The 14,200-nt window shown below is 72.3% G+C and carries 11 protein-coding genes; 5 read left to right on the forward strand and 6 right to left on the reverse strand.

The genetic code is table 11. The annotated features are described in order from the left end of the window. The first annotated feature begins 2 nt into the window (after positions 1–2). Genes OG194_RS32295 through OG194_RS32305 form a run of 3 tightly spaced genes read left to right on the forward strand, consistent with a single transcriptional unit; the run spans position 3 to position 1,378 of the window. Complete coding sequence (locus tag OG194_RS32295; RefSeq protein WP_327404298.1) at positions 3–644, forward strand: hypothetical protein; 642 nt, start codon at positions 3–5, stop codon at positions 642–644. Between the two features lie 4 nt (positions 645–648). Continuing rightward, complete coding sequence (locus OG194_RS32300) at positions 649–852, forward strand: hypothetical protein (protein WP_327404299.1); 204 nt, start codon at positions 649–651, stop codon at positions 850–852. 46 nt (positions 853–898) lie between these two features. Beyond that, positions 899–1,378, forward strand: coding sequence for a hypothetical protein (locus OG194_RS32305; RefSeq protein ID WP_327404300.1), 480 nt, complete (start codon positions 899–901; stop codon positions 1,376–1,378). A gap of 15 nt (positions 1,379–1,393) precedes the next feature. Here the strand turns inward: OG194_RS32305 and OG194_RS32310 are convergent, their stop codons facing one another. The 3 genes from OG194_RS32310 to OG194_RS32320 all read right to left on the reverse strand — a co-directional run bounded on the left by OG194_RS32310 (position 1,394) and on the right by OG194_RS32320 (position 5,005). Continuing rightward, positions 1,394–2,236 carry an NAD(P)-dependent oxidoreductase gene (locus OG194_RS32310; protein ID WP_327404301.1) on the reverse strand — a complete coding sequence of 281 codons (843 nt, stop codon included), beginning with the start codon at positions 2,234–2,236 and terminating at the stop codon, positions 1,394–1,396. Positions 2,237–2,498: 262 nt separating this feature from the next. Continuing rightward, positions 2,499–3,968 carry a GAF domain-containing protein gene (locus OG194_RS32315; protein ID WP_442811815.1) on the reverse strand — a complete coding sequence of 490 codons (1,470 nt, stop codon included), beginning with the start codon at positions 3,966–3,968 and terminating at the stop codon, positions 2,499–2,501. Further along, positions 3,965–5,005 (reverse strand): rod shape-determining protein, encoded by a 1,041-nt coding sequence (locus OG194_RS32320; protein ID WP_327404302.1) that lies wholly within the window; start codon positions 5,003–5,005, stop codon positions 3,965–3,967. The genes OG194_RS32315 and OG194_RS32320 overlap by 4 nt, the downstream gene beginning before the upstream one ends. A gap of 318 nt (positions 5,006–5,323) precedes the next feature. On the opposite strand from OG194_RS32320, the gene OG194_RS32325 reads away from it, so the two are divergent. Next, entirely contained in the window at positions 5,324–8,971 is a 3,648-nt protein-coding gene (locus tag OG194_RS32325) for a S8 family serine peptidase (RefSeq protein ID WP_327404303.1), read from the forward strand. 48 nt (positions 8,972–9,019) lie between these two features. On the opposite strand, the gene OG194_RS32330 is transcribed toward OG194_RS32325, so the two are convergent. Genes OG194_RS32330 through OG194_RS32340 form a run of 3 tightly spaced genes read right to left on the reverse strand, consistent with a single transcriptional unit; the run spans position 9,020 to position 13,180 of the window. After that, positions 9,020–10,618: a carboxyl transferase domain-containing protein gene (locus OG194_RS32330; protein WP_327404304.1), complete on the reverse strand. Its 1,599-nt coding sequence runs from the start codon at positions 10,616–10,618 to the stop codon at positions 9,020–9,022. Beyond that, positions 10,611–12,062, reverse strand: a complete 1,452-nt coding sequence (locus OG194_RS32335) for an acyl-CoA synthetase (protein ID WP_327404305.1) — start codon at positions 12,060–12,062, stop codon at positions 10,611–10,613. Before OG194_RS32335 ends, OG194_RS32330 begins: the two co-directional genes overlap by 8 nt. Before the next feature lie 59 nt (positions 12,063–12,121). Next, positions 12,122–13,180 carry a MerR family transcriptional regulator gene (locus tag OG194_RS32340; protein ID WP_327407282.1) on the reverse strand — a complete coding sequence of 353 codons (1,059 nt, stop codon included), beginning with the start codon at positions 13,178–13,180 and terminating at the stop codon, positions 12,122–12,124. A gap of 138 nt (positions 13,181–13,318) precedes the next feature. On the opposite strand from OG194_RS32340, the gene OG194_RS32345 reads away from it, so the two are divergent. Then, positions 13,319–14,197: an ATP-grasp domain-containing protein gene (locus tag OG194_RS32345; RefSeq protein ID WP_327404306.1), complete on the forward strand. Its 879-nt coding sequence runs from the start codon at positions 13,319–13,321 to the stop codon at positions 14,195–14,197. The last annotated feature ends 3 nt before the right edge of the window (positions 14,198–14,200 follow it).

A 14,200-nucleotide genomic window follows, 5' to 3' on the forward strand; every position in this document is an offset into this window, starting at 1 on the left:
GCATGACGCCTTCTTCCGAGGCCCTGGCCGGTGTGACGCTGGCCGCCGAGCTGAACACCGGGATCGGCGTGGACGCACCCCATGTGTTCACGCCGCGGGAGGACCGGCCCGAGGCGGCCGTCGCGACGATGAGTGACGGCCGTTCGCTGGTGTCCGTGATCCCTGGGGTCGACACCTACATTCTTCGGTTCCGGCGGCAGGACTGGGAGTGGGCCCACGGCGCCTCGCCGGACACCGGCGCGGTGGCCGAGGCGGCCCTCGCCTGGCTCGCCGGGACCGGACTGGAGGAGATGGCCCGGCGCTGGCCCTTCGTGGAGTTCTCGGAACTGGAACTGGCCTACGAGCGCGGCGACGCCTTGGAGACGCAGTGGAGGATCGTCCGCCGTGACGCCTCGGAGCCGGACCGGGAACTGCTCGAACTGGCCGCGCGGAACCCGACGGTGAGCCGGTTCTTCCCGACCCTGGGGCACAACCTTCTCCTCATGCCGGACCCGTTCGACTCCAGGATCCTGGCATCCGTGCTCCTTCTGGCACCGGGCCGCTTCCAGCTCTGGGCGCCCGGCCGATCGGAACCCCTCGCAGAAGGCCCCCCGTCCACCGTGATCACCAAGCTCGCGGAACTGCTCGAAACCCCGGAGGACTGACGTCATGGCGTATCTGATCATCGGCCTGATGGCCGTGTTCGCCGGGATCCGGGCCCTCGGGCTGCGGCGCAGGCAGTTGAGCGCGGCCGCGGCGCCGTCGTCGTCGGTGATCCTGCGGCCGGCGGTGCTGGCCGGTCTCGCCGGGCTGGCCTTCGCGGGTGGGGTCTTTCTGCTGTTGGGCGGGATCGTGGTGCTGGCCCAGGGCTGACCGTTCCGGGGTGAACAGGGGGCGCGGCACACCCGTACCCCCTGTCGTGACCCACCAGACACTGCAGTCGTCATCCCGAGCCCACACCACCCGCCTGCGCCGCGGCGCCGCACTCGCCCTGCTCCCGCTGGCCGTCGCATGCGGCGGGGGCGAGGACGTCGCCGAGGAGAAACGCAAGTCGGCCGCGACCTCGGTGACCGCCGCCCCCGAAGCCGGAGTAGTCGCCCCCGCCAAGGTCGAGGTGATCGCCGGCCTGACCGGCTGCACCGCCGAGATCCGGGTCGAGGCGGAGGAGTTGCGCGAGGGGCTGTGCCGTACCGAGCAGGGCGAGTACCGGATCACCACCTTCCCCGAGGAGCGGTTCAAGGTGACCTGGCTCGACAGCGCCGCCATCTACGGCGGCAAGTACCTCGTCGGTACCCGGTGGGTCGTCAGCGCGGTGCCCGAGTTGCTGGAGGGGTTCCGGTCCCGGCTCGGGGGGACCGTGCGGGAGCTGCGGAGCATCGGACCCACGACGGCGCCCTGAGTCAGTCGTCAGCCCTCAGCCCTCCGTCCTGAGGTGGGCCAGTACCTCCTCCAGCGGCAGGTCGTAGTCGTCCTTGTCGTCCGCCCACCGGCCCAGCACCGCCGCCGCGCCCTCCGCCATGTCGGCCGGCAGTCCCGCCGTGCGCAGAGTCGCCGCGATCTCCTCCAACTCCGGTGCCCAGCGCCAGGCCCGGGCCGCGGCGCTGGGGAGCTGGTCGGTCTCGGCGAGGATGTTGGACGTCAACGAGCCTGCCTCGCAGGCGAGTTCGGCGGCCACGCCGTGGTGGGCGGCGAGGGCGTGCGACACGGCGGCCAGGACGCGGGCCGACTTCTGGTAAGAGGCGTACGCCATCTTCAGCGCCGACGCGGCACCGAGCGGGGCGTCCAGCGGGCGGGCCACGACCTGCGTGTCCTTGAACGACCGTGCCACCCGGGCGACTTGCTCCTCGTCGCCGCTCAGGTACAGGCGCGGGGCACTGGCCGGGCCCGGCGGGCCGCCGACGATCGAGCCGTCCAGCATCGGCACGCCGCGCTCCGCGCACGCCGCCGCGATACGCCGCGTACGGTCCGGGCTGATCGCGTTGGCCTCGACGTACACGCCCCGGAAGGGGTGGGTGAGGACCTCTCGTGCCACGTCCTCCGCCGCGTGCGGTGGGCAGACCGACAGCACGAAGTCGCTTGCGGCCAGGGCGGATTCGAGGGACTCGGCGGGCTCCAGGCCCGCCTCACGGGCCCGTTGGAGGCTGGCGGGGCTTCGGCCCGTGGGGACGTACAGCACTCGGGTGCTCGTACGGGTCGCCTCGCCGCCCACTTTCGCGCCCATGGCGCCGGGATGCAGCAGCGTGAAGGTGGTCGTCATGGGCCTCACCGTACGGACTTGATGTTGTTGGGAGTCGCGAGGACGAGTGTGGGGCATAGGAGAGGGGCATAGGAGATATGAGCCTCGGGAGGGCGCCATGAACCGACAGATCCGCGTTCGCGTCAGTCGCCGGCCCATCACGCCCCGCGACGACACCATCGACCGCAGGACGCCGTCGGGGCGGATCCTGCCCTACTGACACCCCGCTTCCTGCTCTACTGACATCCCGCCTCCGGCCCTGCTGCCCCCTCCGGCGCCGCTCTCACAGGGGCGACTGCCAACGGACCGTCGTGCCGCCACCGTCGCCGTCACCGGTCCCTCCGCCACCGGTCCCTCCATCTCCGGTCCCTCCGTCGTCGTGCACCCTCAGTCGTACGGCGTCCCGGCCGTCCGGCAGCGATGTCGTCACGTCGATCGTGATCTCCACGCGGGACACGGCGGCGCGGGCGGACGCGGCGGTGAGGGCGCGGCGGAGGACGGCGACGAGGTGGGCCGCCACCTGGTCGGGGACGACCGTGTCCACCGGGCCCTTGAAATGGGTGGAGGGCTGGAGGCCGAGCACGGCCGACGCGCCGGCCGCCTCCCGAAGTACCTTGCCCCGCAGGCCCGTTGGGGCCTCCGCCGGAGGTTGTTGCAGGGCGAAGATCGCCGTGCGGACCTCCTGGATCGTCGACTGGAGTTCGTCCACCGCACGCCCGAGGAGTTCATGGGCCTGGTCGGTGTCCTCGGTTCTGCGCTGCGTGGACTCCAGCAACATGCCCGTGGCGAACAGGCGTTGCACCACCAGGTCGTGCAGATCGCGGGCGATGCGGTCACGGTCCTCGTACACCGCGAGGCGTTCACGGCCGTGCTGCGCGTCGGCCAGCACCAGGGCGAGCGCGGCCTGGGACGCGAACTGCGTTGCCAGCAACCGTTCTACGGCCGTGTAGGGGCGGTCGCCCGGACGGCGCGGGAGAGCCAGGGTGCCGATGAGGCGGCCGTCCGCCTGGAGCGGGAGCATCATGCTCGGGCCGAACCGGTGCCGTACATGCGTCGTCATGCGCGGGTCGGTCGCCGAGTCGTCGATGAACACCGGTTCGCCGCCCAGGAGTTGGACGAGGACGGGGCTGCCGGGCTCGATGGTCGTACCGACGATGTCGCCCGGGTCCTCGTGGACGGACGCGATGACGATCTCCATGCCGCCCGCCGCCGTGCGCTGGAGGATCACGCCCGCGGCGGCGTCGGCGAGGGCCCGGGCGCCCTCCGCGACCGTCTTCAGGGCGTCGGCCGCGGTCTCGCCGGTGAGCAGCGCGGTGGTGACGGCCGCCGCGCCCTCGATCCAGCGTTCGCGCTGCCGGGCCGTCTCGTACAGGCGGGCGTTGCCGATCGCGATGCCGGCCTGGGCGGCGAGCACGTGCAGGAACTGCTCGTCCTCGGCGGTGAAGGGGGCGGAGTGCTGCTTGCCGGCCAGGTGGAGGTGGCCGAACACCTCGTCGTGGACGTGGATCGGCACGCTGAGCACCCCCGCGGGCGGCGGCTCGGCCCCGCCCGTACGGATCTCGGTGAGGCCGTCCTGCCCGGGGTCCGTGGTCCCGAGCGCCGCGTACCGCGCACCGGTCAGCTCGGCGGCGCCGTCCACGATGTGCTGGAGGGTGGTGCGCAGTTCGAGCTCGGAACCGACGCTCAGGACGGCTTCGAGGAGGCGGGAGAGGTCGGGGACGCCGTCAGGCGGATCGGCCCGGTCCCGGCTCAGGCCGTGGCCAGCGGGTCCAGGACCAGCGGCTCGATCTTGCCCTCCAGCATGTAGCCCAGGCCCTGTACGGCACACACGTCCGGCCGCTCGGCGATGTGCACCGGCATCCCGGTCGCCGCGCGTAGCATCTGGTCGAAGCCGGGGAGCAGCGCGCTGCCGCCGACCATCATGATCCCGCGGTCCGCGAGGTCGGCCACCAGGTCGGGCGGGCAGTTGCGCAGCACCCGGCCGATCCCGTCGAGCACGGCGGTCAGCGGGGTCTCGATCGCGTCCCGTACGGCCGCGGTGTCGACCCGTACGGAACGCGCGAGGCCGCTCGCCACGTCCCGCCCGTGGATCTCGGTGGTGGTCGGGCCGTGCGGGGTGAGACCGTTACCGGAGAGGGCGAGCTGCAACGGCCGTACGGACTGGCTCGGCAGCATCAACTCGTGCTCGTGGCGCAGGTGTTGAACGATCGCGTGGTCCACGGCCTCGCCGCCCACCGGAATGCGCTCGGCGGTCACGATCGAGCCGAGGGAGAGCACGGCGACCTGCGTCGCGGCGGCCCCGCACACCATGATCATGGTCGCCTCGGGCCGCTCGACGGGCAGCCCGCAGCCCACGGCGGCGGCGATCAGCGTGTCGACCAGCTCCACCCGGCGCGCCCCGAGCCCGACCAGCGTCTCGATCGCGGCCCGCTGCGCCAGCGGATCGGCGTCGTGCGGGGTGCAGGCGGCGGCCCGCAGCCGGGGCTTGCGGCGCAGCGCGCGGCGGACCTTGTCGCCGATCAGGTGCCGCAGCATGCGCTGCGCCATCTCGATGTCGACGACGGTCCCGCCGGACACCGGCCGGACCACCCGGATGTAGTCGGGCGTACGGCCCGTCATCTTCTCCGCGAACTCTCCTACGGCGATCAGCGCGCCGGTCCGCGTGTTCACGGCGGCGGCGGACGGCTGGTCGACGACGAGGCCGGCGCCCTTGACGTAGACACGGGTACGGGCGGCACCCAGGTCGACGGCGAAATGGCAGCGTCGCAACTGCTCCAGACTGACGGTCATGGCAGGTTCTCCCGAGAGCGCGGACCGGGGCTTCGCCGGGCGGCGGGCCTCTTTCGCATCGTGCGGGGGCGCTGGAGCGGGCGCGCCTTGTGGTGGGCCGGGCGGGGTGCCGCTAAATGGGGGTATTTGTCCGTAATGCCCGAGTTAAAGAGCACGTAAAGGGCAGTGGAGGGCGTCCTCGTGACGCCGCGTTGGCGGGAAACCGCCGGGGCGTCAATCCGCCAGCTCCATTCAACTCCCTTGCGCCACAAGGCACACGACACTCTTCACAGCACTCGACGGCTCGACAACTCGACGGTTCAACGAAGAGGGGCGTGCATGAGCAGAGGAAGCAGAGGACCGGTCAGACGCGGGGCGGTGCTGCTGTCGGCCGGGCTCGTGGCCGCGTTGTTGCCGGCCACCCAGGCATACGCGGCCCCGGGCACCCTGACCGCTGTCGCCCCCACCGCGAGCCCGACTCGCACCGTCACCCTCGTCACCGGCGACAAAGTCACCGTCACCGACCTCGCGGGCGGCCGGAAGACCGTGAGCGTCGAGCGCGCCCAGGGTGCCACCGGAGCCGTCCGCACCCAGATGGCCAACGCCGACATCACCGTCGTACCGGACGAGGCTCTCCCCTACCTGCGCGCGGGCACCCTCGACCGACGGCTCTTCGACGTGAGTGAGCTGCTACGGCAGGGGCTCGCCGACCGGACGACCGACGAGCTGCCGCTGATCGTGACGTACGACAAGGGGGCGTCGACGGCGACCCCGCGCGGCGCCGAGCGGACGCGGACCCTCGCGAGTGTGCGCGGGGCCGCCCTCGACGCGGACAAGGGGCGCGGGTTCTGGCGGGCGTTCACCCGGCAGGACGGGGTGCGGAAGGTCTGGCTGGACGGGCGGGTGACCGCCGACATGGCCGAGAGCAACGCGCAGATCGGCACGGCGCACGCCTGGGAGGCCGGGCTGACCGGCAAGGGGGTCACGGTCGCCGTACTGGACACGGGAGTGGACCTCTCCCACCCCGACCTCGACCGGCGGGTCTCCGTCACCAAGAGCTTCATCGACGGCGAGGACGTCGCCGACCGCAACGGACACGGCACCCACGTCACCTCCACCGTCGGCGGCAGCGGTGCCGCATCTGCCGGACAGGAGAAGGGAGTTGCCCCGGACGCCACCCTCGCCGTGGGCAAGGTGCTCAGCGACCAGGGCTCCGGGAGCGAGTCGCAGATCATCGCCGGGATGGAGTGGGCCGCGCGGGACGTGCACGCCAAAGTCGTGTCCATGAGCCTCGGTTCGACCGAACCCAGCGACGGCACCGACCCCATGGCGCAGGCCGTGAACTCGTTGAGCAGCGAGACCGGGGCGCTTTTCGTCATAGCCGCCGGCAACACCGGCACCCCCTCCTCCATCGGCTCACCCGGCGCCGCCGACTCCGCGCTCACCGTCGGCGCCGTCGACGCGAACGACCAGGCCGCCTACTTCACCAGCGCCGGGCCGCGTTACGGCGACAACGCCCTCAAGCCCGACCTCTCCGCACCCGGCGTCGACATCCTCGCCGCCCGCTCCCAACTCGTCGACGGCAGTGGGTACTACACCTCCATGAGCGGTACGTCGATGGCGACACCGCACGTGGCGGGGGTCGCCGCGCTGCTCGCCCAGGAGCATCCCGACTGGAGCGGTACGGAGATCAAGGACGCGTTGATGTCCACGTCCAAGCAACTGGACGCTTCCGTGTACGAGTTGGGGGCAGGTCGGGTGAACGTGCCCGATGCCGTCGACGCCCGTATCACCGCCACCGGCAGCGCCGACCTCGGCTTCTACAGCTGGCCGTACGACGGCGACAAGCCGGTCACCAAGACCCTCACCTACGCCAACTCCTCCGACGCCGATGTCCAGTTGAGCCTTGCCGCACAGGGTGCTCCGGCCGGTGTCGCCACCCTCGCCGACTCCACCCTCACCGTGCCCGCGCACGGCACCGCCTCCACCACGGTGACCGGCGACGGTGCGAAGGCCGAGGTCGGGAACACCAGCGGACGGATCGTCGCCTCCGTCGCCGGAACTCCCGTAGCCCACACGGCGTTCGGGCTGGTCAAGGAGGACGAGCGGTACACGCTCACCGTCCACGTGAAGGACCGGGACGGGGCCGCCACGGCCGCCGACCTGGTGGTGCAGCGACTGGCCCAGGGCCACGACCCCTACCCGGCGGCCGTCGGCGACTCCGGAACCCTCAAACTCCGGCTCCAGCCCGGGACTTACAGCCTGACCTCCTTCCTCGACGTGCGCGGCAGCCACGGTGCCGACTCGCTCGGGCTCGGTTTCCTCGCGGCGCCCCAGATCACCCTGGACCGGGACCGCGAGGTCACCCTGGACGGGCGGCGGCTCAGGGAGGTCAGCGCGAAGGTCCAACAGCGCACGGAGACACGGCAGTTGGTCATGGAGTACGACCGGGACGCGAACGGCTCCGATCTCTTCGACGCCGTCCAGGTGCCGGTGACGTACGACAGCGTCTTCGCCGCCCCGACGGAGAAGGTCACTCAGGGCCGCTTCGAGTACCGGACCGTGTGGCGGCTCGGGAAGCCGTTGTCGGAGGTCAAGGGGGTCGGTGAGGCCGTCGTGCAGTCGGGCGGAACGCTGATCGAGGGGCACAGTCGGCTGCCGTTGGTGGACGTCGGGGACGGTCCCATGACCCCTGCCGTCCGGGGTCGCGCGGTGCTCGCCCACCTCGCCGACGGCGATGGCGACGGTGCCGATCCGGTCGCGCTCGCGCAGGCCGCCCAGGACGCGGGCGCCAAGGCGTTGTTCGTGACGGACGACGTGGCCGGGCGGCTCAGCGCCTGGTGGGGAGCGGACGACGGCTCCGACCGCACGCTCCAGATCGCCTCGGTGAACGCCGCCGACGCGGCACGGCTGCGCGCGGCGAAGACGGTCGACATGACCGGGACGCGCAACACGCCCTACACATACGATCTTTCGGCCGGGCACCAGGGCGCGATCCCGAACGCCGATCTCGCCTACGCGCCCAGCCGCGGTCAACTCGCCGTCCTGGACACGAAGTTCCACGCGGTGAAGCCGGGGAAGCCGGTGAGCGGCGGGGAGTTCCGTTACTCGATCACCGATGCCTTCCCCATCGGCCTCGGCTTCCAGGAGCGCATCGACTACCCGGCCGAGCGGACCGACTACGTGTCGACCGGTCCCGGGCAGCGCTGGTCGGAGTCCGTGACGGTCGGGGACGGCACGCTGGAGGAGCGCAGCGGGCTGGTCCAGTACACGGGCGGGACGCACCGGACCCTCGACTGGTTCAAGCCCGTGTGGCATCCGTGGCTCGGCACCGGGCTCGGGTGGGGACAGCAACGGTCGGGAAACCAGCTTCAGTTCAACACCCCCGGGTGGGGCGACTCCGGACCCGACCACACCGGATTCGGCGACGCGTGGAGCGCCGACAGCGGCATGACCCAGACCACCGAGGTGTACCGGGACGGCACCCTGGTCGACCGGCGGACCAGTTCCGGCGCCTACGACTGGGACGCGCCCGCCGACGAACACACCTACAAGGTCGTCACCGACACCGCCCTCGACCCCGGCCGCTGGGAACTCTCCACCGAGGGCCATGCCGAGTGGACCTTCAACTCGGTCGCCACGCCTGCCGATCGGTGGACCTTCCTCCCTCTCCTCAACCTCGCCTTCGACGTCGACACCGACCTCGCGGGCGACGTGCGGGGCGGCGGCCGGGTACCGGTCGGGATCAGCGCCTCGTACGTGGTGGGCGCGCCGGACACCGGGACGATCGTCGGCGGCACGCTCCAAGTGTCGTACGACGACGGGAAGTCGTGGCGGACGGTGAAGCTCACCGGCGGTCACGCGTCATGGCGCGGCACCCTCACCGTGCCCCGGGATGCTCAGTACATCTCGCTACGGGCCTCCACGAGTGACGACCAGGGCGGTTCGGTCCGACAGGAGATAGTCCGGGCGGTAGGAGTCCGGTGATCCAGACGGGCGGCGCCGTCTCCTTGGGAGGGGAGACGGCGCCGCCGCTCATACAGATCCCGTCCGGATCACGCCCAACTCCGCCAAGTCCTGCGGACGGATGTGGAGTTGATCCGCGGTCGACTCCGTCTCCTCCGATGGCCGCTTCAGGATCGCGGCGGCCAGCTCGGGGGCGATCACCGAGAAGTAACTGTCCGGTGTGGCCCAGGTGTTGCCCGGCGCGGCCAGCGCCAGCGCACCGCCGGAGCCGCCCTCGCCGATCAGCAGCGTGGTGAGCGGAGTGCGGGCGGACGCCACCGCGCCGAACAGGTCGGCGATCGCCGCGCCCGCGCCCTGCCGTTCCGCCTCGGCGTCGTTCGCAGCACCCGGGGTGTCCACCAGCGTCAGCACCGGGATGCCGAGCCGGTCCGCGAGCCGGATCAGCCGGGCGGCGGTCCGATAACCGGCCGGCCGGGTCGCCGTCCCGGCCTGCGCGGCATACGCGACCGTCCGCCCCTCCCGCTCCCCGAACCCGCACAGCATCCCCGCGTCGATACCGCCGCACCGGTCACCGCTGATCGCCACCCGGTGAGTGAAGTAGGCATCCAAGTAGCGCTCGGCACGCGGCCGTTGAGGCGACCGAGCACGCTGCACGGCTTCCCAGCCGGTGCCCGGGAAGTCGGCCGCGACGCGCTGCACGGCTTCTTGCGCGGGTACTGGTGCGTCGGCCGATGTCTGCTGAGCGGCCCGGGCGCGCTGCTCTGCGCCCCGCCCGGTCCCTGGGAGGTCGGCTTGGGCGGGCTGGGCCGATCCGGAGTCCTGTGCCGCGTCCCGCCCGGTCCCTGGGAGGTCGGCCTCGGTGTGGCGGGCCGGTCGGGAGTCCTGCACCGCGTCTCGCGCGGTCGCCGCTGGGCCGACCGGGGTGTGCTGAGTCGGCCGGTCGAGCGCCGCGGGCACCGGCGCCTGCCCCGCCCACGGCGTGGTCAGCAGCCGCAGCCACCTCTCCAGGGTTTCCTTCAGCCGCTCCGGTTCTACGATCGCGTCGGCCGCGCCCGCCGCCACCTGGGCCTCCGCCGTGTAGGCAGTGGGGTCCGCGTCCGGCGGTCGGACGCGGGAGCCGGCGAAGCCGATCTGGGCGCCGGGCAGGGCCAGGATCACATCGGCGCCCGCGCCGAGGGTGGCCCAGCCGCCGCCCGTGGTGGGGTCGCGCAGTACCGCGATCTGGGGGAGGCCGGCCTCCCTCGTGAGCGCCGACTGGCGTGCCACACGCTGGAGTTGGGTGAGGGCGATCATGCCCTCCTGCAGCCGGCTGCCGCCGGTGGCGACCAACGGCACGACCGGCAACCGGTGTTCACGGGCGTACGTGTACGCCGCCTCCAGACGGTCCCCGGTGCGTTCGCCGAGCGAGCCGCCCAGGAAGCCGAACTCGAAGGCGATCAGCACCGCTTGCGTGCCCGACACCGTCGCCGTGCCGCACACCACCGACTCCGACTCGCCGGTGCGGTCGGCGGCGCGGGCGCGTGAGGCGTCGTAGCCCTGCCAGGCGAGGGGGCCGTCGGGCTTGGACTCCCTTGCCGGGTAGGGGAGTTCGGTGAAGGTGGTGTCGTCCGTGACGAGGGCCAGGGTCTCGCGCGCGGACAGGCGTTCACTCACAGGTCGCTCAGTCATGGGTCGTGGTCAGGGAGCGCTTCAGGATCTTCCCCATGTCGTTGCGGGGGAGTGCGGTGATGTGGTGGACGACGCGGGGGCGCTTGTGCGGGGCCAGGCGGCTCGCCACGTGGTCGGCCAACTCGGCCAGCTGTGGCGGGGATTGGGGGTCGCTCGGCACGATCCAGGCCACGACCCGCTCGCCCAGGTCGGGGTCCGGCTCGCCGGTGACGGCGGCCTCGCGCACCCCGGGGTGTTCCAGGAGCGCGTTCTCGATCTCGCCCGCGCCGATCTTGTAACCCCCGCTCTTGATCAGGTCGGTGGCCTTGCGGCCGACGATCCTGACATAGCCGTCGGGGTCGCGCACGGCCATGTCCCCGGTGCGGAACCAGCCGTCGGCGGTGAAGGCGGCGGCCGTGGCGTCGGGCCGGTTGAGGTACTCGGTGAAGAGGTTCGGGCCGCGCACCTGGATCTCGCCCACGCTCTCACCGTCGTGGGAGGGGAGGGGCGTGCCGTCCTCCTCGACCAGCCGCAACTCCACGCCGGGCAGCGGGACTCCGACCGTCCCGGCGCGCGGCTCGCCGTCCGCCCGGACGCTGGTGTTCATGAGGGTCTCCGTCATGCCGTAGCGCTCGATGACGCGGCGGCCGGTCGCCGACGTGATGCGTTCGTGGTCGTGGACCGGGAGCGCGGCCGAGCCGGAGACCAACAGGCGTGCGCGGCCGAGGGACTTGGCGAGTCCGGGGTCGTCGGGGAGGGTCTCGGCGATGCGGTGGTACATCGTCGGGACGCCGAACATCATGGTCGCGCCGTCGTTCAACTCCCGTGCCACGCCCTCCGTGCTGAACCTGCCCAGGTGCCGCACCGAGCCGCCGCGCCGCAGTGGGCCCAGGATACCCAGCACCAGCCCGTGCACATGGAACAGCGGCAGCCCGTGCACGAGGACGTCGTCGCCGGTCCACTGCCAGGCGTCCGCGAGCGCGTCCAGCGTCGTGGCGATCGCCCGGCGCGGGATGACCGCGCCCTTGGGCGGGCCGGTGGTGCCGGAGGTGTAGACGACGAGGGCGGGGTCCTCGTCGCCCGGGGAGACGGCCGGACCGGCGCCCCCGGCGCCCCGCACCTCGACGTCGACGCGCTCCAAGTGCCGTAGCGGAGAAGGGAGTTCGTCGCCCGGGGCGGCCAGGATCAGGGTCGGGGTGCTGTCGGCGAGGATGTGGCCGAGTTCCTTCTCGCCCGACTTCGGGTTGAGGGGGACGGCCGCGACTCCCGCCCGCAGTACGGCGATCACGGCGACGGCCGTCTCCAGCGAGGGGGTGGCCCAGACGGCGACCCGGCCGGTGCCCGCGCACCGGGCCGCGAGGGCGTCCGCCGCCGCGCCCAGCTCCGCGTAGGTCAGGGACCGGTCACCGAACCGGAGAGCGGGCTGCTCGCCCGGGTTCGTCAGGGCCGGGAAGAGGGTGGACACGCGGCGCACTCCTTGGTCGTCGGGGCAACGGTCCCCAGCTGCCGGGGACACCCCCGTTCCTACACCACGTCCGCCACCACACAGCTGACGTTGTCCGGACCCCCGGCCTCGTTCGCCGCGTCGACCAGGGACCGTACCGCCTCCTCCGGTTCCGGGTGCGCGGTGAGGAGTTCGCGGATCCGGTGCTCCGGGACGACCGCGGTCAGGCCGTCCGAGCACAGGAGGTAGCGGTCGCGGCGGCGGGTGTCGTGGAGTTTCAGATCGGGGGTGCCGATCGTCAACGCCTTGAGCAGCATGGAGCGTTGGGGGTGGGAGCCGGCCTCCTCCGGCGTCAGCCGGCCCTCGTCGACCAGCGACTGGACGACCGAGTGGTCGTGCGTGATCCGGAACAGCCCGCCGTCGCGCAGCAGATACGCGCGCGAGTCCCCGATGTGCACGAGCGCCAGCTGCGAGCCCGTCCACAGCAGCGCGGTCAGGGTCGTGCCGTTCTCGCCGGGATCGGCCACGTCACGGACCGCGTCGGTGGCACCCCGTACCGCCTCCTCCAGCAGGTTGAGCACATTGCCCGCCGGCACCTCCTCGGTGTCCAGGAAACGCAGCGCCTCCACCGCCGCGCCGCTCACGGGCGCGCCCGCCGGGCCGAATCCGTCGGCGACCGCGAGCAGCCGCGTGCCCGCGTACGCGGTGTCCTGGTTGGAGGGGCGGACCCGGCCGCGGTCCGAGTGGGCGGCGTAACGCAGTTCCAGCATGGTGGTGTCCTTTCCCGGTACGGCCGTAGCGGCCGCGAGATGGTCGACGAGGAACCCGGCGAGATCCCGCCGCACCGCCGTCTCCGCCTCGACCCGCGCCCAGAAGGCACGGATCTCGCGGGCGGCGGCGGCCGGTTCGAGGTCACACACCGCACGGATTTCGGCGAGCGGCATGCCCAGCCGCCGTAGCCACGCGACCAGCCGCGCCCGCTCCAGCTGTGCCACCGCGTAGTACCGGTATCCGCTGTCGGGATCCACCCGCGCCGGCCGCAGCAGCTCCAACTCGTCGTACAGCCGCAGCGCCTTCGGCGACAGCCTGCACGCCCGCGCGAAGGCCCCGATCGTCAGCATGTTCCCCGTACCGCCCATGTGCGCCTCGACCTCTTCTCGGTTCCGCCACCGATGCTGGGGCTTCACCGAAGGGGAAGGTCAATCCGGTTGCCGTGGTTGCGGGGCGGCCGGTTAACCTGCGGATCTGTCCGCAGTCCGTACGACGATGGAGGCTCCGTGCCCCGAATCGCGCTCGCCACCTACGACCCCGGACCCAAGCCCAGCAAGGACCGTGACCTCCCGGTGCTGGTGGATGCCTTGCGGGCGGCCGGTGCCGAGGCCGTCGGGGTGCCGTGGGACGACGCCGGGACCGACTGGGGCGCGTACGACCTCGTGCTCATCCGCTCCACCTGGGACTACAGCTGGCGCCCCGCCGAGTTCATGGCCTGGGCCGAGCGGACCGCGAAGGCGACACGGCTCGCGAACCCGGTGCGGGTCGTGCGCTGGAACACCGACAAGCGGTACCTCGGCGACCTCGCGGCGGCCGGCGTGCCCGTCGTGCCGACCCGCTATCTCGCCCCCGGCGACCCGGCCGACCTCCCCGACGACCACGAGTACGTCGTCAAGCCGACCTCCGGCGCGGGCGCCCGCTTCGCCGCCCGCTACACGCCCGACCAGCACGAGACAGCCGTACGACAGCTGGAGCGCATGCACGCGGAAGGGCTCACCGCGATGGTGCAGCCGTACCTCACGAACGTGGACGTCAGCGGGGAGCGGGCGCTGCTGTTCTTCGGGGGGCGGTTCGTGCACGCCTCGCGGAAGGGGGCCGTGCTGGCGCGCGGGACGGCGTACGACGCAGACAAGGTGTCCCACCCGGACCTGGAGCCGTGGACCGCGACCGAGGCCGAACTCTCCGTCGCCGAGCGGGCGTTGGCCGCCGTACCGGACGCACCGGAGCTGCTGTACGCGCGCGTGGACCTCGTCGACGGGCCCGACGGACAGCCGTGTGTGATGGAGCTGGAACTCGTCGAGCCGAACCTCTTCCTCGATCTGCATCCGGAGTCCTCGCTGGCCGCGGTGGTCGAGGCGATTCTGGGGGCGGCCGTCAGTCGCTGACCG

The organism is Streptomyces sp. NBC_01288, from assembly GCF_035982055.1.
Classification (GTDB): domain Bacteria; phylum Actinomycetota; class Actinomycetes; order Streptomycetales; family Streptomycetaceae; genus Streptomyces.